This window comes from Agrobacterium rosae, from assembly GCF_002915175.1.
Classification (GTDB): domain Bacteria; phylum Pseudomonadota; class Alphaproteobacteria; order Rhizobiales; family Rhizobiaceae; genus Agrobacterium; species Agrobacterium rosae.
Map to the genome: position 1 here is coordinate 367,155 of NZ_NXEJ01000008.1, position 22,097 is coordinate 389,251.

The following is a 22,097-nucleotide window of genomic DNA, read 5'->3' on the forward strand; positions in this document are numbered from 1 at the left end:
ATGGGTGATAACGAAAAACACGGCAAGCATGTGCTGTGCGTGGGCGCTGCCGTGCTGGACACGCTTTTCCGGGTGCACGACATGCCCACCGGCCAAGGCAAGGTGCTGCCCTACGACATGCTGCAGATTGCCGAAGGCATGGCATCGAGCGCCGCCTATACCATTCACCGCATGGGCGGCCGCGCCAGCCTGTGGGGTGCCGTGGGCGACGATGAAACGGGAAGCCGCATTCTTCGCGACCTCACCGAAAGCGGCATCGATACATCGGGTATGACAATCGCGAAGGGTGCACGCTCAGCCCTCTCGACCATCATTATCGATGACAACGGCGAGCGGCTGATCGTGCCGTTTTACGACGCCAAACTGCATGAGACCAAACGCTCCTGCACGGCGGATGATCTGGCACCCTTCGATGCCGTTCTGGTCGATGTACGCTGGCCGGACTTGGCATTTGATGTGCTAACGCTTGCACGCTCTCTTGGCAAACATGCCGTTCTCGATGGCGATGTCGCACCGGTAGAAACACTGACGAGGCTCGCACCGGCGGCAACGCACATTATCTTTTCAGAACCTGCTGCCGAAAGTCTGACTGGCACCAGCAATGTGCCCGCCATGTTGCCGATCTTGCACGCGCGCTATCCACAGACCTTCATTGCCGTCACCGCAGGACCCGCGGGCTGCTATTGGACGGAGCCGGGCAGTTCGGCGGTTCATTTCCAGTCGACACTGAAAGTGGATGCCGTCGATACGCTGGCGGCCGGAGACGTGTTCCACGGTACATTCGCCCTTGCGATTGCGGAAGGCATCAAAAGCCGCGAAGCTATTCAGTTGTCTTCGGTTGCTGCCGCTCTGAAATGTACTGTCTTCGGTGGTCGTGCAGGTACGCCGACGAGAGCCGAAACAGAGGCACGGCTTCATCAGTGGATATCAACGCTTCACGAGCCGTGATTGAGAGCGGCCTGCGAAATTACCGAGATATGCATCAGGACATGATCAGACCGCCATCGACATTGATGGTCTGGCCGGTGATATAGGCGGCGTCATCGCTTGCGAGGAACGTCACCAGACCAGCGACATCCGCACCGGAGCCCGCACGCTTCATGGGAATCCCCTGAACCCATTCCTTCATGAGTTCTCCGGGCGCATAGGTTCCCAGCAGCTTGCCCCACGCCTCGTCATTATAGGCCCACATATCGGTTTCGATGATGCCGGGGCAGAAGGCGTTGACGGTGATGGCTTCCACTGCCACCTCTTTTGCAAGGCTCTGGGTGATGCCAACGACACCCATTTTGGAAGCGGCGTAATGCGGTGTGTAGATGAAACCGTCACGCGCCTGCCCGGATGCCGTGTTGATGATGCGGCCGCCACGCTTGTGTTTGCGCATGCGGGCAATCGCTTCCTGGGCGCAGAGGAAAACACCTTTGGTGTTGACCGCCATGACCTTGTCCCACTCGTTTTCGGTCATGTCCTCGATTTTGGCGATGGTGATGACGCCGGCATTCTGGATGGACACATCGACGGAACCGAATGCCTTCTCGGCTGCATCGTAAAGCGCGACGACGTCGGCCTTGCTGGTGACATCTCCGACAACCGAAATGGCTTTTCCGCCATCCGCCTTTATCTGTTCAGCCACGGCGTGAACCGCCTCTTCATTGGCGGAGACCACGAGATTGGCCCCCTCCTCCGCAAAGCGCTTTGCAATTGCGGCACCGATGCCGCGACTACCGCCGGTTATGACGACCGTCTTGTTATGAAACCGGGACATGCGACCTCCATTTGATGGTATTTAGTTGGGTTCTGAGGGGTTAGCCGCCTGTCACCAGCAGCAGAAACCACCATCGACCAGCAGATCGACACCCGTGACGTAGCTCGCGGCATTGGACAGCAGGAAGACGGCTGGGCCGACCATTTCATCGACGCTCGCCATACGCTGCATCGGAGTCTGCTCTTCGAAAAGCTTTGTCTGGTGCACCATTTCCGGGCGGGTGTTCATCGGCGTTGCCGTGTAGCCCGGCGAGATGGTGTTGACCCGGATTCCGCGATCCACCCATTCCATCGCCATCGACTTCGACATATGGATCACGCCTGCCTTGGACGCATTGTAATGCGCCTGATTGAGGCCCCGATTGACGATGACGCCCGACATGGAGGCGATATTGACGATCGAGCCCTTGCCGTGTTTCAGCATGGCGCGCGATTGTGCCTGGCAAGACAGGAATATGCCCTTGAGATTGATATCCATCAGGGTTTGATACTGATCTTCTTCCATATCCTCGGCGCGGTTGGCATTGGCAATGCCGGCGGCGTTGACGGCAAGGGAAAGATTTCCAAGTTCGGCCTCGGTGCGGCTGACAGCGTCAGCCAGGGCCGACTTGCTCGTCACGTCTGCCGCGATCTGGATGGACCTGCGTCCCGCAGAGCGGATGAATTCCGCCGTCTGGGCCAGGCCATCGTCACTGCGACGATCGAGCAGCGCCACGTCGGCTCCGCATTGCGCAAGACCGATGGCAATCCGCTGGCCGATGCCGCTTCCGGCACCGGTGACGATGGCGACCTGTCCGGACAGATCGAAAAGCTTGGGAGCATTGAGCGTGATGTCGGCCATCGCTCTTCCTTTCAATGATAATTCAACTGGTTGCGAGTTCCATGATCGAGACGTCATTGGCCTCGTCACGGTTGAGAATGCCAGCCTGATTGCCCTGCGCGAGCACAAGGATGCGGTGCGAGACGCCCAGCACTTCCTCAAGGTCGGAGCTGACGACGATGACCGCAACGCCCTGTTTGGCGAGGTTGGCGATAATATCGTAGATGCCTGCACGCGCACCAACGTCGATGCCGCGGGTCGGCTCATCCAGCACGACGACGCTGGGATTGCGGGCAAGCCATTTGGCAATGACCACCTTTTGCTGATTGCCGCCGGAAAGATCGGATGCGGGCTGTTCGCCACGCCCCTTCACGCCGAACTTGGAAATTGCATTATTGGCAAAGTCGCGCTTCATGCCACTGCTCAGCCAGCGACCGCCCAACTGGTCGAGATTGGCATAGATCAGATTTTCGCCAATGCGATGCGAGACGATCAGCCCCTGATCCTTACGGTCTTCCGGCACCATGACGATACCGTTGTCGATGGCGTCGGATGGGCTGCGCAGTGCCAGTTCCTTGCCATTGAGGCGGATTGCGCCAGATCGAATGGGATCAGCGCCTGCAATTGCGCGAACCAATTCGGTTCTGCCCGCGCCCACCAACCCGGCAATACCGAGAATTTCTCCCGCATGCAGATCGAAGGTCACGTCCCTGAAGGAATTCGCCGCCGATGTCAGGCCGGCAACTTGCAGCACAACCTTGTCCGTGGGTAGGGAACGCTGGGGGAACATTCTTTCCAGCGGCCGCCCCACCATGCTTTCGACGATTGTTCTGACCGGGGTTGCACTATCGGCAAATTCGTTGACGCGCTCACCATCGCGCAGGACGACGATGCGGTCGGTAATCTTGCGGATTTCATCCATACGGTGGGAAATGTAGATGATGCCAACGCCTTCGGCGCGCAGCTTGCGGACCTGCTCGAAAAGGGCCTCGGTTTCTGCCCCACCAAGTGCTGCCGTCGGCTCGTCCAAAATGAGAAGCTTGGCATTCAGCGCCAAAGCCTTGGCAATCTCGATGAGTTGCTGGTTGGCGGTGGACAGACCTGCAACCTTGCGGGTGGCGGGTATATGCAGGTTAAGACGCGACATCTGTTCCTGCGCGCGGCTAACCATCTGCGCCCGGTCAACGACACCGTTACGGGTCGGCCAGCGACCCAGAAACACATTTTCGGCTATCGTCAACTCAGGCAGCAATTGCAGTTCCTGGTGGATCAGCACAACGCCCTTGTCGATTGCCTCTCTTGGGGAGGCTGGGGCATAAGGCCGCCCCAGCCATGTCATGGAACCTTCGGAGGGTGTGCGAGACCCAGCAATGATGCCTGATAAGGTGGACTTGCCCGCACCGTTTTCACCAAGAAGTGCCACGACTTCGCCGGCATAGACATCAAGGCTCACATTCTTGACGACTTCCAGAGGACCATATCGCTTGGATATGTCCTTCAGTGACAGCACCGGTTCAGCCATGTCGCACCCTCCGTTGATTGCTTGCGAAAGACCAGATTATGGGTGGTTGGCGATGAAGCCGGCCACGTTGTCCTTCGTGGTCAAAGTGGCATCCAGCAACTGAACCGCTGGCACCTTGTCACCGGCAACGATCTTCACGGCAGAATCGACTGCTTCGCGGCCCATCTTCTGCGTCTGCTGTGTTGCGGTTACGTCGAAGACCCCGTTCTTGAGGGCCTCGAGAGCGGCTGTATCACCGTCAAAGCCGCCCAGAGCGATGGTCTGTGTGGGCTTGGCAACCTTGATGGCCTGTGCCGCACCGAGTGCCAGGCCGTCGGCCTGAGCAAAGACGATCGAGACGTCGGGATTGGCCTGAAGCATGTTCTGCATGATCTGGAAACCTTCATCCTGGCTCCAGAGATTGGACCACTGTTCGGCAACGACCTTGACATCCGGATATGCTTTTACAGCTTCCATGCAGCCCTTGGTGCGGTCGACTTCAGGCGTGGTACCCTTCTGGCCATGGATGATAACCATCTTGCCCTTGCCGCCAGCCTTTTCGAGGATGTGCTTGCAAACGGCGTTGGCGGAAGCCACGGAATCGGTCGCGAGGAATGTGTCGCCCGGAGCACCATCGGCATTACGGTCAATGTTGATGACGGGAACGCCAGCGGCCTTTGCGAGCTTCACGGGAACGGTTGCAGCTGCGGCACCAGCCGGAATGTAGATGAGCGCATCGATGTTCTGCGTCAGAAGATCCTGGATCTGGTTGACCTGCGTCGGGCCATCGCCCTTCGCATCGACGGTGACGACCGTGATGCCGCGCGTCTTGGCTTCAGCCTCGACGGCCTGCTTGATCTGGTTGAAGAAGTTTGCCTGAAGATTGGCAACCGCAAGGCCGATTTTCTTCACTTCCTTTGCCTGCACGGCACCGAATGAAAGCGAAAGAAGGGCAGCGGACGTCATCAGAATACGAGCGAGTTTCATTATTTCCTCCTGGGTTAAACCTGACCTTTTGGTACGTCCTCCGCCCTCAGGTCTTTGCTCCGCTTCAAATGTCTTGAAGGGGAATTCTTGTGTCCGGGCCACGCGGCCCGGAAATATCAGCTTCTGCGGCGGCGGAGCGTTTCCGCGCCAACGGCAAGAACAATGACGACGCCGATGATGACCTGCTGCAAAAAAGGTGAGACATTGAGCAGGTTGAGACCGTTTCGAAGCACGCCGATAATGAGGACGCCGATCAGGGTGCCGCCAATGCCACCTGCACCGCCCGTCAGAGACGTGCCACCGATGACCACGGCTGCAATCGTATCGAGTTCGTAACCAAAGCCACTCGACGGCTGGACTGAATCAAGCCGCGCCGCCAGCACGATACCCGCAAGCCCGGCAAGCACGGCGCACAGCACATAGACGCCGATGGTGACGAGGTGCACCTTGATACCAGCCAGGCGTGCCACTTCCGGATTTCCGCCCACCGCATAGACCATCCTGCCTTCAGCGCGAAACTGCAGGAACAGCCAGGCGGCAATCAGAACGGCCAGCATGACGAAGACTGTCGCGGTCAGAACGCCAAAGTGGCGATCAATGGCCAGCATCATGAACCAGTCCGGAAAACCAACGATCTGCTGTCCATCGGTAATCATGTTTGCGACACCACGGGCCGCCGACATCATGGCCAACGTAGCGATGAATGCGGGCACCCTAAACGTGGTTATCAATATTCCGACGATGAGGCCGCTAATGCCAGATGCAACGAGCGCAAAGACAATCGCGACGCCCATGGGCAGGCCAGCAACATTGGCTGTCCACCCCATGATCATCATCGACAGCGCCAGAACCGAGCCCACAGACAGATCAATACCACCGATGAGAATGACGAAGGTCATGCCCACGGCCATGATGCCGATGACGGTAATCTGGTCGAGAATGTTTAGTCCATTACGGACGGACAGGAACGTGTCGGTGCCAACACTCAAGAAAACGCACAGCGCCAGCAGTCCGATCAGCGGGCCGGTCGCTCCCTTGAGTTTGGCAAAGGGATTTCTGGACGAGCGGCTTTGCTCTTTTAGATCAATCGCAGCCATTGTTCCTCCCAATGGTTCGGCACAGGGCAGTAACGTGCCGTATCAGAATAAATATTCACACTTGCTGGAAAATTCATTACCGATCCTTTCTACCGCTGTCAAGAGAGAACGCAAGGGCTATGTTTTTCAAACTACCCTCTGCACAATTGCAAAACATGATCCCCCTCTTGACTAATCAGGCGAATGTGCAAATATATCTATTAGTGAATATTTATTCAGGGAGACATGACATGCAGCTGAAGGAGCTTGAGCTCATCGCCCGACAGATTCGCCGGCGCGATTTGCAGGCCGTATTCGAGGCTGGCGCGGGACATATTGGTGGCGAGATGTCGGTCATCGACATGTTGACGGCGTTATATTTCCACGTCCTACGTGTTTCGCCGGATGCGCCACAGGATCCCAATCGCGATCGGTTCGTCCTGTCCAAGGGACACACGGCATGCGCGCTTTATGTAACTCTGGCCAAGCGCGGCTTCATTCCCGAAGACGAAATCTCGACCTTTCTGAAGCCCCATTCGCGCCTGAACGGCCACCCGAACCGCAACAAGGTTCCCGGCGTCGAGACTAACACCGGTCCGCTCGGTCATGGCCTGCCGGTTGCTGTGGGAATGGCGAAGGCGGCAAAACTGTCCGGTGCCGATTACCATACCTATGTGATCACAGGTGACGGCGAGATGCAGGAAGGCTCCAACTGGGAAGCGATCATGTCTGCCGCGCAATTCGGTCTCGACAATCTGACGCTGGCGATCGATCACAACCGCTTCCAGCAGGGTGCATCCTTATCCGACACGAACGATATCGCACCCTTGCGTCCAAAGCTGGAAGCGTTCGGCTGGGAGGTGACGGAAATCAACGGCAATGACATGTCGCAGATCGTCCCCGCATTCGAACATCGTGGTTCACGCCCCCATTGCATCGTCGCCCACACCAACAAGGGCCACGGAATCTCCTTCATGCAGGACCGGGTCGATTGGCACCACAAAGTGCCAAGCAAGGAACAATATGACATCGCCATGCGCGAACTGTCGGAGGCATCATCATGAACGCACCCGTATCAAGCCCGAAACTCTACGATTGCCGCGACGCCTTTGCCGAAACGCTGGAAAAGCTGGCCGCCAATGACGATACCGTGGTTGCCGTCTGCAACGACTCCGTTGGCTCTTCCAAGCTTGGCGGTTTCAAAACCAAGTTTCCTGAACGGCTGATCAATGTCGGCATTGCCGAACAGAACATGATCGGCGTCGGCGCGGGTCTTGCCAATGGCGGTCGCCTTCCCTTCGTCTGCGCAGCCTCCTGCTTTTTGACCGGCCGCGCGCTGGAACAGATCAAAGCCGACCTCGCCTATTCCAACGTCAACGTGAAGCTGGTCGGCATTTCCTCCGGCATGGCCTATGGCGACCTCGGACCGACGCACCATTCCATCGAAGACTTCGCCTGGACGCGCGTGCTGCCGAACCTGCCGGTTATCGCGCCTTGCGACAGGATCGAAACGGCAGCGGCCATCGAATGGGCTGCCAGCTACGCCGGTCCATGCTTCCTGCGGCTGTCGCGTGTCGGTGTGCCGGACCTCTTGCCGGAGGGACACGTCTTCGAACTCGGCCGTGCCAACGTGCTGAGAAAAGGGTCCGATGTGACGCTGATCGCCAACGGAACATTGACGCACCGGATGATGAAGGCTGCCGACATTCTAGCCACCCGTGGCATCGAAGCACGCGTGCTCAACATGGCGACAGTTCGCCCAATCGATGAAGACGCGATCATCGCGGCGGCCAATGAGACTGGCGCAATCGTAACGGCCGAGGAACATTCGATCTATGGTGGTCTCGGCTCCGCGGTTGCCGAAGTAGTAGTCGATCATGCGCCGGTTCCGATGAAGCGTTTGGGCGTTCCCGGCATATTCGCGCCCACGGGCTCAGCAGAATTCCTCCTGGACGAATTCGGCATGGCACCTGCTGCCATTGCAGATGCGACGGAAGCTCTTCTCAAGCGCAAGTAAGCCATTCAGACTATTGTCCGGGCCGTCGAAGGGCGGCCCGGCTTTTATGAACGCAGGGAAAACACCATCATGCGCGCCATTCTCGCAATTGATCAGGGCACCACAAATTCCAAAGCCGTGCTTGTTGCCGAAACCGGCACCGTTCTGTCGCGTGGCGCTTCCCCGGTTGGCATTTCCTACCCGCAACCCGGCTGGGTGGAGCAGAGTGCAGACCGTATCTGGCAATCGGTTTGCGAGGCCATCGAAGCCTGCTTGAGCGCAGCACCCGGCGTCACAATCGAAGCGCTTGCCATCTCCAACCAGCGCGAATCCGTGACCATGTGGGATGCCGAAACCGGGCAGTCGCTCGCGCCCGTCATCAGCTGGCAGTGCCGCCGCACAGCCGCTGACTGCGCCCGGTTGATCGAGGCCGGACATCTGGAGAACGTGCAATCCATCACCGGCCTGCCGTTGGACCCCATGTTTCCCGGCCCGAAAATGCGCTGGCTGCTGGACCGCGCGCCGGCGGGACGCGCCGTTCGCCTCGGTACGATCGATAGTTGGCTGATTCACTGCCTGACGGGCGGAACGGTACATGCCTGCGATGCCTCGAATGCTGCCCGCAGCCAGCTGTTCGATCTGAAGCAGCAAATCTGGAGCGACGAATTGTGCGCGTTGTTCGGCGTGACGAAAGACGCCTTGCCGCAGGTGCGCGACAGCTCCGGCGACTTCGGCGTCACACGCGGCCTTCCCGGCGTGGCCGATGGCACGCCGATCCGCGCGGCAATCGGCGATAGTCACGGCGCTTTGTTCGGACACGGCGCATTCAACCCCGGAGACGCCAAGGTGACATTTGGCACCGGCTCTTCGGTCATGACAACATTGCCGGAGTTCCTGGCACCGAAACACGGTATCACCACCACCGTTGCATGGCGCATCGGCGGCGTGCCGACATTCGCATTCGAGGGCAATATTCTGGTATCGGCCGCCAGCCTGCCCTGGATGACGGCCATTCTGGGACTGCCAGATGTCGCAGCCCTTGTCGATCTTGCCGCCACTGCAGAGCCGAACGGACCGGGCTTCGTTCCCGCCTTTGTCGGCCTCGGTGCCCCCCATTGGGATTCGCAGGCGCGCGCCCTCTTCTCTCAGATCGATTTCAACACCACCCGCGCGCAGATGGCACGGGCAGTAACGGATTCCATAGGTTTTCAGGTTCGAGATGTTTTCGCAGCCATGCAAAGCCAGACACAGACCCGCTTTGGTGCTTTGCATGTGGATGGCGGACCGAGCCAGAACCGGTTTCTGATGAAGACGGTAGCGGATGCCTTGGCACATCCGGTCATTCAGAGCGAGGCACCGGAAGTTTCAGCGCTGGGCGCTGCCCATCTTGCTGGCCTGTCTCTTGGAATGTGGGCAGATGTCCAAGCCATATCGGCACTCCCGCGCACCACCACCACCCTAGAACCAACCGGAATTGATAGCTCGAAACGTGTTGAAGCGTGGAATGATGCAATTGCTCGCTCGACGTTTCAACCGGCACTCGATAAAGGTGAATAAAAATTCACCATGGAGTGACGATGGGACGCCTCAATGAACTCCGTCTGATTTCTCGCGTCGCGCAGATGTACCACATCGAGCACAAGCGCCAGGCCGACATTGCACAGCATCTGCGTCTTTCGCAGGCAACCGTTTCGCGGATGCTGAAGCGTGCGGAAGCAGAAGATATCGTGCGAACCACGGTCATCCCGCCAGCCGGCACCTATGCCGATCTGGAGCAGGCTCTGCGTGAGCGTTACAATCTTCCAGAAGCCGTCGTCGTCGATTGCTCCGAGGACCGGGACGGCGCGATCATGGCGAGGATCGGCGAAGCAGCGGCACATCTTCTGGAAATCACCCTGACGCCCGGCGAAATTATCGGTGTTTCGAGTTGGAGCCAGACGATCTTCAAAATGGTCGAAAACATCCACCCGCAGAAAAGCGCGCAGGCGAAATACGTCGTGCAGACGTTGGGCGGTATGGGTGACCCATCTGTGCAAACCCACGCCACGCAATTGACGACGCGACTGGCCAAGCTGACCGGGGCGGAGCCAAAACTTCTGTCCGTCCAGGGCGTCACGACGTCTCGTGAAGCCAAGCTGCTGATGATGGGCGATCCGTTCGTCCGCGATACGCTCGACCTTTTCGGCAGCATTTCGCTGGCAATCGTCGGCATCGGGGCCGTCGAACCTTCAGAGCTTTTGGCACGCTCAGGCAATATCTTCTCCGCGCGCGAGCTTGCGGACCTGGCGGAAGCCGGCGCGGTTGGCGACGTCTCGCTACGGTTCTTCGACAAAGATGGAAATCTCGTCAAAACGCCGCTGGACGAACGCGTGATCGGAATTTCGCTCGAAGACCTTTCTAAAGTCGAGCGCGTGATTGCTCTGGCTGGGGGCCGTGAAAAAACCGCTGCAATCGCCGGCGCACTTCGCATCGGCGTCATCGACATGCTCGTAACGGACAAGTTTACCGCCGAGCGCCTGACGACGTGATGGCAGTTCAACAGGGCGTAAGGCCCTGAACTGCTAGCTTACCCACCGTCAGAATGGCGTCAAAGGTAGATTACCTGCTGCTTAACACGCAATTAACCATGATCCGCTAGAGGTTATTAACCGTCCGCCGATGCAGGCTGGCGCTCTTAGCATTGGTTAGCGAATGAACCAACAACTGCTTCCGGAATTCTCCCGGCGCCTCGGCTTGTTCACAGCACTGGTCTCGCTCGCCCTCACGACGCCTACTTTCGGTCAGTCCGTCTGGACAGGCACTGCCAACAATGAATTTAGCGAAGGGGCGAACTGGAATCCGAACCTTCCAGGTGAAACAGATACGGCAACCGTCAATAGCGGCTCGCCGCAGGTTACGAATGAAGCCACGATCGACCGGCTCGGTGTGAACGGTGGCAATGTCACCATTACCAATACTGGTGCGCTGACGGTAACGAGCGGCAGCACCATCACGTCTGGCAGCGTCGGCATCAATGCAGGTGGCGTGCTGAACTCGGATGTCGACCTCAATGGCGGCAGCCTTGGCATTGACGGCACGTTGAATGGCAAACTCAATCTGAGCAACGGCAATGTAACGGTGAATGGGGCTCTTGGCAGTGCGTCCGTGGGCGTGGGGACTGCGCTTTCCAACAATGGAACGGTGGGCGACGTGTCCGTTTCATCAGGCGGAACCTTTGCCAACAACAGCTCAGGCACCGCAGGCGCGCTTACAAATGCTGGCACGGCTTCCAATGCTGGCACGATTGAGTCGCTGACGAACACGGCAGGCAACTTTACCAACAATGCGGGCGGAACCATCACCGGAAAGACCACCGTTTCCGGTGGAACGGTGACGAACAATTTCGTCGTGACCGACGCGGACGTTGCGGCGGCCGCAGCCTTCGTCAACAACGCTGGTGCAACAGCTGGCGCGATCAGAAATTCCGGTTCGGTTACGAATACCGGGACGATAGCATCTTTTCAAAATGATGCAGGAAACTTTACGAACAACTCTGGTGGCGTAGTAACCGGCCTTACGACCGTTTCCGGTGGAACGGTGACGAACAACTTCATCGTAACGGATGTAGACGTCGCGGAGGCGGCGGCTTTCGTCAACAACACTGGCGCGACCGCGGGCGATGTCAGAAACTCCGGCACAGTAACGAACGCTGGTACCGTCGCTTCGGTTCAGAATGATGATGGAACCTTCACGAACAATGTCGGAGGCGTGGTGACCGGCGCAACGACAGTCTACGGCGGAACGGTCACGAACAATTTCGTTGTTACGGACGCAGATGTTGCAGCCGCTGCTGCCTTCGTCAACAACGCTGGTGCAACAGCTGGCGCTATTCGCAATTCAGGCATGGTAACCAATGCCGGTACTATAGCATCTCTGCAAAATGACGGCGGGCTCTTTACCAACAACGGTGGTGGTGAGGTTACGGGGACGACGAAGATTGACGGAGGAACGATCGTCAACAACGCGACGCTTGCCAATATCGAGATCGGCAAACAAGGAACATTCACGAACAACAACGGCGCTGCGGCAGGCACGGTGACGAATGCGGGAACAGCCGCAAATGACGGCACCATAGCTTCGCTGGTGAACACCGATGGATATTTTTCCAATACCGGGACGATCACAGGCGGAGCAACGGTTACGAGCGGCGAACTCGTCAATCAAGGAACGGTTGCCGGTACCATCGACATATTTGACGGCGGCCTCTTGTCCGGCAGTGGTGTGTCTGGGGGGCTGACCGTAAATGCAGGGGGCATTCTCTCTCCTGGACCCGGTATCGCGACGCTCGACGTCACTGGAAATCTGACGTTCCATACCGGCTCGACCTATCAGCTTGACATCAACGCCAATGGTCTGTCCGATCGGATCAATGCGGGAACAATCAATATTGACGGCGGCACTCTGGATATCCGCGCTGCCACCGGCACCTATAAGTTATCAACGGATTATACGATCCTGACCGCCAACAGCATCACGGGAACGTTCGACAGCATTGCCAGCGACTTTGCCTTCCTCTCCCCGACGCTTACCTACGGCGGCACCAGCGTCGATCTCAGCCTTGATCGCAATGCTGTTCGGTTTCAGGATGTCGCGTTAACGGCAAATGATCGTGCAACTGCTGCGGCAGTTGAGGACTTTGGTGTTACGAACACACTGTTTTCAGCAATATTGCCGCTTGATATCCAGACCGCGCAAAGCGCCTTTTCGCAGCTCAACGGAGAAATCCACGCCTCGCTCAAAAGCGCGTTTATAAAAGGCAGCCAATTTTCCCGGGAAGCCATTATCGACCAGATGAATGAGCGAAAATCCGCACCTGCTGACGATGTCTCCTTCTGGACCTCGGGCATCCTCGCTCAAGACAATTTTGCCAGTGACGGCAATGCCAGAGCATTTGATACCAGTATCGCCGGGACATTCTTTGGAGCCGACGTGGCGGTTTCAGATCATTGGCGACTTGGTGGGGTTCTTGGATACAGCCATCTTGCGGCACAACCTCAAGCCAGCGCCGATTCCTATCATGTCGGCCTTTATGCCGCGGGCGATATCGGACCTTTGAATGTCGTCGGCGGTGCCATTCACACAAAAAACGAGGTATCGACACAACGCGATATCGCGTTTGGTACATTCACCGACCAGCTTTCCGCCAAATATGACAGCGCCATAACACAGGTGTTCGGGGATATCTCCTGGACGCTGGAGGAAGAGAATCTCAGCATTCAGCCTTTTGCCAATCTGGCTTACGTCAGCCTCGATACCGATGATTTCAATGAACGTGGCGGAGCAGCAGCTTTGTCGGTATCAGGAGGCACCAGCGATGTGTCCCTGTCGACCCTCGGCATCCGCTGGTCCGCCGCTTTGCAGACCAGCGATCTACCAGTCGTCGCTTCCGGCACAATAGGCTGGCGTCACGCCGCCGGCGACCTAACGCCAGACTTGCTGACCAGTTTCGCAGGTGGCTCCCCGTTTATCCTTGAAGGAATTACAATTCCAAAAAATTCGCTTGTGTTGAAGGCCGGCATCACAGCCCACCTTTCCAAGTCGGCTCGCCTATCGCTGACCTATTCCGGCGAATTTGCCGGCGGGTTTCAGTCGAATACGGCACACGCGAACTTGTCGATTGATTTTTAGAGTGCGCTCGCCCGGCACCTCATCCATTGGCAATAATGATATTGCATCCTGCGCTTTGGAGACTGGCTAGAGCCGCATCATCGGCATGCGATGTCGTGATGATGCCATCGACGTTCTGAAATTCCGTAATTTCAAATGACGAGACGGCTCCTATTTTCTCCGATGATGCGAGGATGTAGGCGGCTCCGGATATAGACACGACGAAACGCTTAACCTCGGCTTCTTCGCTGTCGCCAGTCGTAATGCCCTGATCAGGATGCACCCCTGTTGCTCCCATAAAGCAGATATCTGGCCGATATCGCGACAGCCTGGACAAAGTCGCAGCACCAACCGTGACGACGGAGTGGCGGAACAAGCGTCCTCCGATGATTTCCACGGTCACATGGGGATGGGCGGCCAATTCCAGAGCCACGCTGAGGCTATGGGTAACGATGGTGGCGCGTAAATCCTGGCGCAGACTGCGGGCGAGCTGAACCGCTGTCGTACCACCATCCAGAAAGACCAGTTGCCCGTCCTCGATCATTCCCGCGGCACATCTGCCGACGTCTGTTTTCTCGGCGTCGGAGATATGGATCCGGCTTGAATAATTCGCCACGGCTGGAGAGAGAGGGACGGCTCCGCCGTGCACCCGTTTCAGGTGCCCATCCCTGGCCAGCTCTCGCAAATCCCTACGGATCGTGTCTTCGGACACGCCCATTCTCTGGCTCTCATCCGTCGCAATCACACGCCCGGTTTGAGCTAGCAGTTGCAGGAGCTGTGCTTTTCTCTCGTCAACCAACATCATTTTTCATCCTTGACTCTGCACGAATTTACACGAAAATGCACGAAAGTAAATGAGGGCACCGATGAGCGATAGCAATTACAGGCTCGTATCCGAGCGCATTCTGGCGGATGATTGGGGGCGCCTGACAAAATACGAGTTCGATCTCCGCCTGCGCGATGGTACCTGGCAGCGCCAGCAACGGGAGACCTATGATCGCGGTAACGGAGCAACCTGCCTGCTGTACAACAATGACAAAGGTACGGTGCTGCTGACACGGCAGTTCCGGTTGCCTGCATTCGTAAACGGTGCGCTCGAGTTCCTGATCGAAACACCTGCGGGCCTTCTTGAGGGAGCTGAACCGGCGACCCGGATGCAGGCCGAACTCATCGAGGAGACTGGCTACGACGTATCGGCACTGACCCACCTCTTCGACATTTACATGAGCCCCGGCTCCGTGACGGAGTATCTGGCCTTCTTCGAGGGCGAATATTCCGACAAACACAAAGTCGGTGAAGGCGGCGGCTCCACTGACGAAGGCGAAGACATCGACGTGCTGCAAATTCCGCTGACGGAAGCCATGGACATGATCACAAACGGCGACATCCGCGATGCCAAAACGATCATTCTTTTGCAGCACCTGACCATCAGACTGTTACGGGAAAAGGTTTCGTCATGCTGATTTTGATCGCAGGTCCCTATCGTTCCGGAACGGGCGACGATCCGGAAAAGATGAGAGCAAACCAGAGGATATTGGAGCAGGCTTCATGGCCGTTGTTTCAGGCCGGACATATCCCCATGATCGGCGAATGGGTGGCGCAGCCAGTTTGGCACACGGCGGGCGGCAAAGAGGTTGGTGACGATCTTTACGAGCAAATCTTTTACCCTACAGCCCAACGGCTGATCCAAATCTGCGATGCCGTGCTTCGTCTGCCGGGCGAAAGTCGCGGGGCAGACAATGACGTTCGTCTGGCCCGCGAAAGAGGACTTCCAGTCTATTTCGATATTGCGGACGTTCCGTCTGCAAACGAAGTCGCGATAGAATGAAACGGTCCTTTCGCGAACGACGCATCACGGCGGCTAAATCGATTTCACGATAGGGATTGCGTCTCAACAGTTGCCGCGTAAGCGGCAGGGTAAGTCGTGTCAGGCATGCCAACGAAGCTGTCGCCCCGCCTACCGATCATGCCCGGTGCAGCGAATGGCCTTGGAAACACCACCTGCGCCGCCGGTCTGACTTTGGCGATCTTCGTCAATGCTTCGACGTACTCAGCGGGCATATCCACGTTGACGATGATATCGCTATGCGGTCCCGTCGTCATGCGCGGCGTGTTCATGGCCTCTTCGACATCCATGCCGGCATGCACGATCATGCCCGTTAATTGAGCGAGAGATGGTACGATTTGATTGCCGCCAGCAGCACCATATGCCGCGAAAGTGCCATTCGTGTCCGTCACGACGACGGGGCACATATTGCTGGGGGCATAGGCATTTGGCGTCAACGAATTGGCTCGGCCCGGCGTGGGGTCGAACCAGGACATGCCGTTGTTCAGCAAGATGCCGGTCGATGGCGAAAGCGCGCGTGCGCCGAAACGGTTCAGCAGCGTAAAGGTGATCGCCACCATCCGCCCCTCGCTATCAACGGCGTTAACCTGCGTTGTGCTGGTCTTGTTCGTCGTTTCTGCCGGGTTCAGCCTGCGGCGATGGGCGCTGAAGGATTCCCATAGAGCCTGCGACATGGTCGTGAAGAAATCCGCATCCACCGGGCCAACGCCACGCTTCTGATCGAAGAAGGACAATGCGTCGAACAGGCGCTGCCCCGCACTCGTCTCGCCTGCCACGTGGACGGTCTTGTCTTGCAACGTCATACTGCGTGCCCGGTAAATCAGTGGCTCATAGGCCGCCAAATCCTCAAGCGTCATGAAGCTGCCGCCGGTCTGCATATCCGCGATCAGTTGCGTACCGATTGAGCCGCCGTAAAGCGCATCAGGCCCTTCATTCGCCAGTGTTTCCAGAGTCTGGGCCAGCGCCGTCAAGGGTAAGACGGTTCCCGGCTCTGGCGGAAAACCATCGGGCAAGAAAACAGATCGGGCACCCTCATCCTTGGCGAGATCCGATGCAGCGATGGCAATGGCCAATGTCGTATGCCAGTCAACGACCAGCCCCTGGCGCGCTCTTTCAATGGCAGGTGCAAGTGCGGCATCGAAACCGATCGTTCCATGTCGCTTCAGCGCATGCGCAAAACCGCGCACGCAACCGGGAACGACAGCGGCCGTGAAGCCATCGACATTGCGGTTCTCAACGGATGCGGGATGCCCGATGAAGGTCTTGATACTCGGATCCGGCCTGTAAAAATCGGCATGGAAGGACGATGGAACGCGACCGGTGAACTCGATCGTCTCAACGGTACCATCCGGCTGGGCCACCAGCATGTAACCGCAGGCGGCAAGGCTGGTCATCCATGGTTCGACCGTTTGAAGGGTAAAAGCAGCCGTTACGGCCGCGTCGACAGCATTGCCGCCTTCACGAAGGACTGCGGCACCTGCTTCTGCTGCGACGTAGTGCTGAGAGGTGACGACACCCCGCGCGCTGACGCCCGCGACTTTGCGCGTCGTACTGCGTTCGACACGCAGATGATTGAATTGTGGGTTCTCCATCACTTGGCCTCCACAAGCGCGGCGGCAACCATTCGGCTTGCGCCTGAGAGATCGCCGAGCTTTTCACCAGCCTCGATCTTGCCCTTGTTTCGACCCGCACGCGCCTGCCTGGCCTCGGCTTCCTGCAACACCTCTTCGGCCTCATCGACCGGAATGACGAGAATTCCGCTGGCATCGGCAATCACGATGTCGCCGGGCATGACGGGTACGTTGCCGCAGGAAATCGGAAGGTTCAGAGAACCACCAAGATCATTCAGCCGGGTGGTGATACCGGAGACGCCGCGCGACCATAGGGGCATGCCGAGTTCGATGATTTCCTCTACATCCGTGCACGGCCCATCGATGACGACGCCCATCGCGCCCGCCGTTTTGATGGCAAAAGCAACACCGCCGCCAATACAGGCGTGGCGGTCATCCCCCAGCCGGTCAACGAACAGAAAATCGCCGGGGCGAATGACGGAGACGGCGTGATGGAGCAAAGTCGAATCCGTCGCGGGAATGGCGACGGTGATGGCCGTGCCGACCAGCGTGCGCCCGACTTGGACAACCGGCGTGATCGCGTGGTGCACGAAGCCGCGGTGGCGAAAATGTCCGATGGTGGCAACTTCAACGGCTTCAAATCTCGCCCGCAGATCAGGATCGATCTGTGGGGCCTGTGCGCCGATATGGTATTTTTTCATGGGGTTTCCTCTGGGGATATGTTGGCATCCTGCAAGACCGGCTTGTGCTGCCAGCCCTTGCCTGGAACTGCGGCAAGCAATTCTCTTGTGTAAGGGTCCTTGGGTGAACCAAACAGCGAAGCCGGGTCACCACGCTCCACGATGCGGCCGTGACGCATAACAGCGATGTTATCGCAAATCTGGCTCGCGACACGCAGATCGTGGGTAATGAACAGAATGCCAAAACCAAGCCGTTCCTGCATTTTGGCCAAAAGATCGAGAACCTGTGCCTGCACCGAAACATCGAGAGCAGACACCGACTCGTCTGCAATGAGAAGCTCAGGCTCCACAGCGAGTGCGCGGGCAATGCAGATGCGCTGTCTTTGTCCGCCGGAAAACTCATGCGGGAAGCGTGTTGCCGACGCCCGGTCCAGGCCGCAGGCTTCCAGCAAATCGAGCGCCCGGACCATGGCTGCCTTGGCATCGAGGCCATGAACGATGGGGCCTTCGGCAATGGCATCACCGATGCGTTGGCGCGGATCGAGCGCGGTGTAAGGATCCTGAAAGACGATCTGCACCTTGCGGCGCGCTTCGCGCAGGGCTTTGCCGCGCAGGCCGGAAAAGTTGCCGTCGGAGATGACTATATCGCCGCTCTCCGGCTGGACGAGACGGATCACACATTGCGCCAGCGTCGACTTGCCTGAACCGGACTCGCCGACCAGCCCAAGCGTTTCGCCCCGGCGGATGGTGATATCGACGTCATCGACAGCCTTGACGACGCGCCCTGCACCAAACAGGCCAGAGCGTGAAAACGTCTTGATGATGTTTTTGGCGATTAGGACGGGCGAACCCAGGCCTTCCCGTTCTTTGCGCGGCGTCAATGTTGGCACAGCCGCCAGCAGCCGCTTTGTATAGTCCTGTTGCGGACGGTTAAGAACCTCATCACGCGTGCCGATTTCAATCAGCTTGCCTTTCTGCATAACAGCGACGCGATCCGCGATCTCCGCCACCACGCCAAAATCATGCGTGATGAAAATGATGCCCGTGCCGTGCCGCTCGCGCAACTCCAGCATCAGTTTCAAAATCTGCGCCTGAGTGGTCACATCGAGCGCGGTCGTTGGTTCGTCGGCAATCAGCACCGAAGGATCGAGCGCCAGCGCCGTGGCGATCATGACACGCTGGCATTGTCCGCCAGACAATTGGTGCGGGTAGGAGTAGAAAATCTGTTCAGGGTTGGGCAGATGCACCTCCTGAAACAGCTTGATGACACGTTCCTTTATCTCTGCCTTTGACAGAGACGTATGAACCTGGAACGCTTCCGAAACCTGCTTGCCGATCCTGAAGATTGGGTTGAGGGCGGCAGTTGGCTCCTGAAAGATCATGGCGATGCTACGGCCGGTGATGCCGCGCCTTGTCGCATCGTCAATGGTGAGCAGGTTTTTGTTCTCGAACCTGACCTCCCCGGTGGGTTTGCCCAGATTGCGCGGCAACAACCCCATGGCGGCGAGCGCCGTCAAGGATTTGCCGGAACCGGATTCACCGACGATGCAGAGGATTTCACCCTTTGCGACCGAGAGCGACAAATCCTCCACGGCAAAGCCGCGATCTGCGCCTTGCGGTAGCGGGACACTGAGATGATCGATCGACAGCCGCACATCACTCATGGTCACTTTGCCTTTGCATTCTCAAGGACAACCGGGATTTCTGGAAGACGTTCGCGGAACTCCGCGAACGTCATATCCTTGAGGGTGTCCTTGCTCGCCCATCAGACGAATTTGAAGTAATCGCCATAGATGCGCATTTCGCCGTTGGGCTTGTATCGGAACTCGATCCCAGCGCGGTGCGCGCAGTTATAGACGCTCTTCCAGAGATAATAGCCGGGCGTGATGCGCTGCCACTCGTCCGAAAGGGCGAGATAGGCTTTCTTGCGTTCCTCAAAGTCCGTTGCGGCGTCGAACTTCTTGCCAAGCTCGACGAATTCGGGCGATGGATCCCACGTCTTCCAGGTCGCCGTAGAACGTGATGCCGTTGGACCCCAATCGAGCCAGAGCGGCTGGTATGGGTCGCCCGGAATGAAGTCCGAACTCATGGACATGTTCATCATGTGATACGGTCGGCGATAAACCAGCTCGAAATTGTCCAGAACCTGCGCCTGAACATTGACGCCGATTTCGCGCCATTGCTCGATCATGATCTCGGCAGCGGCCTCATAGTTCGGGTAGAACTGACGGGTGATGTGCCAGATCAGGACCTCACCTTTATATTTCGTCTTGGCCACCAGCGCCTTAGCCGCTTCCACGTCATAGGGCAATTTCACCGGCAGGTTAGGATCGTAGAATTTGCCGTATTCGGTGAAGTTGAAAGGCACCGCCGGGTGCTCCGTTGTGCCATTGAACAGGGCCTGCACAATGGCATTCATGTCGATGGCCTGAACCATCGCATATCGCAAATTCGGATCGACAAGCGGGTTGTCTTCCGGATCGGGGCGGGTGTTGAAGGCAAGTGCGGGATAGTTGTCGGCCAGCACGCGCTTCAGTGTCACGCCGTCATAGCCTTCGAGTGTGGCTTCCTGGTCCGTGGGAATGTTGACGATAAAGTCGAATTCCTTCGATACCAGACCCGCCATGCGGGCGGCAAATTCCGGGACGATCTTCCAGTTGATTTTCTGCACCGGTGGCGGACCGGCCCAATACTCATCGAAGGCCTCCAGCACCATGATTTCGCCAGAGCGGAACGTCTCTACCTTGTAGGGACCCGTGCCGATGGGTTTTTGTCCGAACGCATCAACGCCCACTTCCAGGTAATATTTCTTCGGCACGACGAAGCCAATATAGCCGGTTAGCTTGCTTGGAATATTAGGGTCCGGTTTGACGGTTTCAATCTCGAAGGTGTACTTACCCGTCGCTTCGACACGCTTGAAGCCAGCCGTGAACGTTTTGCCGCGCGGCTCGAAAGGCTTTTCGCCCCACAGACGCTCTGGCGATAGCGTGAAGACTGCGTCTTCAGCCGTCATTTCACTGCCATCGTGGAATTTTACGCCTTCGCGCAGGGTGAATGTCCAGATGTTTCCGTTCTGCACCCATTTCGTGGCCAGCTTGGGCGCGAAGATCAACCCGTTTTCGTCGTTGATATAATCCCGCTCTACCAGCGTATCGTAGAAATTCGGGAAGATGCGACGAGATGTGGTCGAGATACCGTTGATGGGCGCCATGGTGGCCCAAAGGTTATCGACGGCGATATTCAGCGTTGGTCGCTGCTGGGCATGCGCCAGCGGTACACGACCTGCCAATGTCACAGCGCCTGCTGCGAGAATGAGACTTCCAACTTCACGCCTGGTAAACATGTTCTACCTTCCTTGGTCGCGTTCTGTTTATGCGTTACGGCCCTGCAGCATCGGATCAAGCCGATCACGCAGCCAATCGCCGACAATGCTCATTGAGAGTGTTACGAGAAAAATCACCGTGCCGGGCACGACCGAAATCCACCAGGCAGTCGAGAGATAATCGCGGCCATCGCCGAGGATCTGGCCGAGACTGGTTTGCGGTGCCTGAATGCCCAGACCCAGAAAACTGAGTGAGGTCTCAAGCAGAATGATTTGCGGAAAGGTCAATGTGACCTGAACGATCAGTGCGCTGGCGACGTTCGGCAAGACGTGTCGTAGATATAGCCGACCATTTCCCGCGCCCAGCGCGACAATGGCCTTGGCATAGGGCTGATTGACCGCCGAAAGCACCACGCCGCGAGAAAGACGAGCATATTTTTCCCATCCGAAAAGGCCCATCAGCAAGATGAACAGCACAAGGCTGTTGCCGAAGAAGGCCAGTAGCGTCAGCGTGATGAGGATGAACGGCAGTGACGCCTGAAAATCCACCAGCATCATTAGCGCTTCATCCACCCAACCGCGGAAATGGGCAGCAACGAAGCCGATGAGCGAGCCAAAAACGGCACCGATGATAGTGCCTGCAATGGCAACCGACAGCGACATCTGCAAGGCAGCGATAACACGCGCCACCATGTCACGCCCGATACGATCCGTTCCGAGCGGAAAATTCGGATTGCCGCCCGCAAGAAATGCCGGTGGCTTCAATCGAGCCAGCAGGTTTTGCTGTGTCACGCCATAGGGTGTGAAAATATTGCCGACGATGGCGACAAATACGGCCAGTACGAGCACGATGATGGCGAAGATAAGGATGGGAGAGCGGCGCTTCAT

The 22,097-nt window shown here is 57.6% G+C and carries 19 protein-coding genes; 8 read left to right on the top strand and 11 right to left on the bottom strand.

Annotation, left to right across the window (positions count from 1 at the left end; translation table 11 throughout):
- Positions 1–948, top strand: a complete 948-nt coding sequence (locus CPJ18_RS17495; RefSeq protein WP_103659505.1) for a sugar kinase — start codon at positions 1–3, stop codon at positions 946–948.
- 34 nt (positions 949–982) lie between these two features.
- On the opposite strand, the gene CPJ18_RS17500 is transcribed toward CPJ18_RS17495, so the two are convergent.
- The 5 genes from CPJ18_RS17500 to CPJ18_RS17520 all read right to left on the bottom strand — a co-directional run bounded on the left by CPJ18_RS17500 (position 983) and on the right by CPJ18_RS17520 (position 6,169).
- On the bottom strand, positions 983–1,765 hold the full coding sequence (locus tag CPJ18_RS17500; RefSeq protein ID WP_077104278.1) for a glucose 1-dehydrogenase: 783 nt from the start codon (positions 1,763–1,765) through the stop codon (positions 983–985).
- Positions 1,766–1,816: 51 nt separating this feature from the next.
- On the bottom strand, positions 1,817–2,605 hold the full coding sequence (locus tag CPJ18_RS17505; protein WP_103659506.1) for an SDR family oxidoreductase: 789 nt from the start codon (positions 2,603–2,605) through the stop codon (positions 1,817–1,819).
- Positions 2,606–2,627: 22 nt separating this feature from the next.
- Positions 2,628–4,106, bottom strand: a complete 1,479-nt coding sequence (locus CPJ18_RS17510) for a sugar ABC transporter ATP-binding protein (protein WP_103659507.1) — start codon at positions 4,104–4,106, stop codon at positions 2,628–2,630.
- 36 nt (positions 4,107–4,142) lie between these two features.
- Positions 4,143–5,072, bottom strand: coding sequence for a sugar ABC transporter substrate-binding protein (locus tag CPJ18_RS17515; protein ID WP_077104284.1), 930 nt, complete (start codon positions 5,070–5,072; stop codon positions 4,143–4,145).
- A 116-nt stretch (positions 5,073–5,188) separates the two neighbouring features.
- Positions 5,189–6,169, bottom strand: coding sequence for an ABC transporter permease (locus CPJ18_RS17520; RefSeq protein ID WP_103659508.1), 981 nt, complete (start codon positions 6,167–6,169; stop codon positions 5,189–5,191).
- 230 nt (positions 6,170–6,399) lie between these two features.
- On the opposite strand from CPJ18_RS17520, the gene CPJ18_RS17525 reads away from it, so the two are divergent.
- The 5 genes from CPJ18_RS17525 to CPJ18_RS17545 all read left to right on the top strand — a co-directional run bounded on the left by CPJ18_RS17525 (position 6,400) and on the right by CPJ18_RS17545 (position 13,811).
- The gene (locus CPJ18_RS17525) at positions 6,400–7,212 is read left to right on the top strand and encodes a transketolase (RefSeq protein WP_103659509.1); all 813 of its coding nucleotides are present in this window, start codon (positions 6,400–6,402) and stop codon (positions 7,210–7,212) included.
- Positions 7,209–8,165 carry a transketolase family protein gene (locus CPJ18_RS17530; protein WP_103659510.1) on the top strand — a complete coding sequence of 319 codons (957 nt, stop codon included), beginning with the start codon at positions 7,209–7,211 and terminating at the stop codon, positions 8,163–8,165. The genes CPJ18_RS17525 and CPJ18_RS17530 overlap by 4 nt, the downstream gene beginning before the upstream one ends.
- 69 nt (positions 8,166–8,234) lie before the next feature.
- A complete protein-coding gene (locus CPJ18_RS17535) occupies positions 8,235–9,701 on the top strand; it encodes an FGGY family carbohydrate kinase (protein ID WP_103659511.1) in 1,467 nt (488 codons plus the stop codon).
- 20 nt (positions 9,702–9,721) lie between these two features.
- Entirely contained in the window at positions 9,722–10,672 is a 951-nt protein-coding gene (locus CPJ18_RS17540; protein ID WP_077104294.1) for a sugar-binding transcriptional regulator, read from the top strand.
- A gap of 163 nt (positions 10,673–10,835) precedes the next feature.
- Positions 10,836–13,811: an autotransporter outer membrane beta-barrel domain-containing protein gene (locus CPJ18_RS17545; protein ID WP_103659512.1), complete on the top strand. Its 2,976-nt coding sequence runs from the start codon at positions 10,836–10,838 to the stop codon at positions 13,809–13,811.
- 19 nt (positions 13,812–13,830) lie between these two features.
- On the opposite strand, the gene CPJ18_RS17550 is transcribed toward CPJ18_RS17545, so the two are convergent.
- Positions 13,831–14,595: a DeoR/GlpR family DNA-binding transcription regulator gene (locus CPJ18_RS17550; RefSeq protein ID WP_245445432.1), complete on the bottom strand. Its 765-nt coding sequence runs from the start codon at positions 14,593–14,595 to the stop codon at positions 13,831–13,833.
- 61 nt (positions 14,596–14,656) lie between these two features.
- Between CPJ18_RS17550 and CPJ18_RS17555 the strand changes: the two genes are divergently transcribed.
- Complete coding sequence (locus tag CPJ18_RS17555) at positions 14,657–15,253, top strand: NUDIX domain-containing protein (RefSeq protein ID WP_077118187.1); 597 nt, start codon at positions 14,657–14,659, stop codon at positions 15,251–15,253.
- Positions 15,247–15,618: a DUF4406 domain-containing protein gene (locus CPJ18_RS17560; RefSeq protein ID WP_077118189.1), complete on the top strand. Its 372-nt coding sequence runs from the start codon at positions 15,247–15,249 to the stop codon at positions 15,616–15,618. Before CPJ18_RS17555 ends, CPJ18_RS17560 begins: the two co-directional genes overlap by 7 nt.
- A 44-nt stretch (positions 15,619–15,662) precedes the next feature.
- On the opposite strand, the gene CPJ18_RS17565 is transcribed toward CPJ18_RS17560, so the two are convergent.
- From CPJ18_RS17565 to CPJ18_RS17585, 5 genes are all read right to left on the bottom strand, one after another.
- Entirely contained in the window at positions 15,663–17,228 is a 1,566-nt protein-coding gene (locus CPJ18_RS17565; protein WP_103659513.1) for a gamma-glutamyltransferase, read from the bottom strand.
- The gene (locus CPJ18_RS17570; RefSeq protein ID WP_103659514.1) at positions 17,228–17,908 is read right to left on the bottom strand and encodes an RraA family protein; all 681 of its coding nucleotides are present in this window, start codon (positions 17,906–17,908) and stop codon (positions 17,228–17,230) included. Before CPJ18_RS17570 ends, CPJ18_RS17565 begins: the two co-directional genes overlap by 1 nt.
- Positions 17,905–19,551 carry an ABC transporter ATP-binding protein gene (locus tag CPJ18_RS17575; protein ID WP_103659515.1) on the bottom strand — a complete coding sequence of 549 codons (1,647 nt, stop codon included), beginning with the start codon at positions 19,549–19,551 and terminating at the stop codon, positions 17,905–17,907. The genes CPJ18_RS17570 and CPJ18_RS17575 overlap by 4 nt, the downstream gene beginning before the upstream one ends.
- Before the next feature lie 101 nt (positions 19,552–19,652).
- The gene (locus CPJ18_RS17580) at positions 19,653–21,230 is read right to left on the bottom strand and encodes an ABC transporter substrate-binding protein (RefSeq protein WP_077118195.1); all 1,578 of its coding nucleotides are present in this window, start codon (positions 21,228–21,230) and stop codon (positions 19,653–19,655) included.
- 27 nt (positions 21,231–21,257) lie between these two features.
- On the bottom strand, positions 21,258–22,097 hold the full coding sequence (locus tag CPJ18_RS17585) for an ABC transporter permease (protein WP_077118197.1): 840 nt from the start codon (positions 22,095–22,097) through the stop codon (positions 21,258–21,260).

Coding starts and splice junctions, on each gene's coding strand:
- CPJ18_RS17505 (WP_103659506.1), bottom strand. CDS start 2,605: ATGGCCGACATCACGCTCAATGCTCCCAAGCTTTTCGATCTGTCCGGA.
- CPJ18_RS17570 (WP_103659514.1), bottom strand. CDS start 17,908: ATGAAAAAATACCATATCGGCGCACAGGCCCCACAGATCGATCCTGAT.
- CPJ18_RS17545 (WP_103659512.1), top strand. CDS start 10,836: ATGAACCAACAACTGCTTCCGGAATTCTCCCGGCGCCTCGGCTTGTTC.
- CPJ18_RS17510 (WP_103659507.1), bottom strand. CDS start 4,106: ATGGCTGAACCGGTGCTGTCACTGAAGGACATATCCAAGCGATATGGT.
- CPJ18_RS17515 (WP_077104284.1), bottom strand. CDS start 5,072: ATGAAACTCGCTCGTATTCTGATGACGTCCGCTGCCCTTCTTTCGCTT.
- CPJ18_RS17540 (WP_077104294.1), top strand. CDS start 9,722: ATGGGACGCCTCAATGAACTCCGTCTGATTTCTCGCGTCGCGCAGATG.
- CPJ18_RS17585 (WP_077118197.1), bottom strand. CDS start 22,097: ATGAAGCGCCGCTCTCCCATCCTTATCTTCGCCATCATCGTGCTCGTA.
- CPJ18_RS17560 (WP_077118189.1), top strand. CDS start 15,247: ATGCTGATTTTGATCGCAGGTCCCTATCGTTCCGGAACGGGCGACGAT.
- CPJ18_RS17530 (WP_103659510.1), top strand. CDS start 7,209: ATGAACGCACCCGTATCAAGCCCGAAACTCTACGATTGCCGCGACGCC.
- CPJ18_RS17580 (WP_077118195.1), bottom strand. CDS start 21,230: ATGTTTACCAGGCGTGAAGTTGGAAGTCTCATTCTCGCAGCAGGCGCT.
- CPJ18_RS17550 (WP_245445432.1), bottom strand. CDS start 14,595: ATGATGTTGGTTGACGAGAGAAAAGCACAGCTCCTGCAACTGCTAGCT.
- CPJ18_RS17555 (WP_077118187.1), top strand. CDS start 14,657: ATGAGCGATAGCAATTACAGGCTCGTATCCGAGCGCATTCTGGCGGAT.
- CPJ18_RS17565 (WP_103659513.1), bottom strand. CDS start 17,228: ATGGAGAACCCACAATTCAATCATCTGCGTGTCGAACGCAGTACGACG.
- CPJ18_RS17520 (WP_103659508.1), bottom strand. CDS start 6,169: ATGGCTGCGATTGATCTAAAAGAGCAAAGCCGCTCGTCCAGAAATCCC.
- CPJ18_RS17575 (WP_103659515.1), bottom strand. CDS start 19,551: ATGAGTGATGTGCGGCTGTCGATCGATCATCTCAGTGTCCCGCTACCG.
- CPJ18_RS17495 (WP_103659505.1), top strand. CDS start 1: ATGGGTGATAACGAAAAACACGGCAAGCATGTGCTGTGCGTGGGCGCT.
- CPJ18_RS17500 (WP_077104278.1), bottom strand. CDS start 1,765: ATGTCCCGGTTTCATAACAAGACGGTCGTCATAACCGGCGGTAGTCGC.
- CPJ18_RS17535 (WP_103659511.1), top strand. CDS start 8,235: ATGCGCGCCATTCTCGCAATTGATCAGGGCACCACAAATTCCAAAGCC.
- CPJ18_RS17525 (WP_103659509.1), top strand. CDS start 6,400: ATGCAGCTGAAGGAGCTTGAGCTCATCGCCCGACAGATTCGCCGGCGC.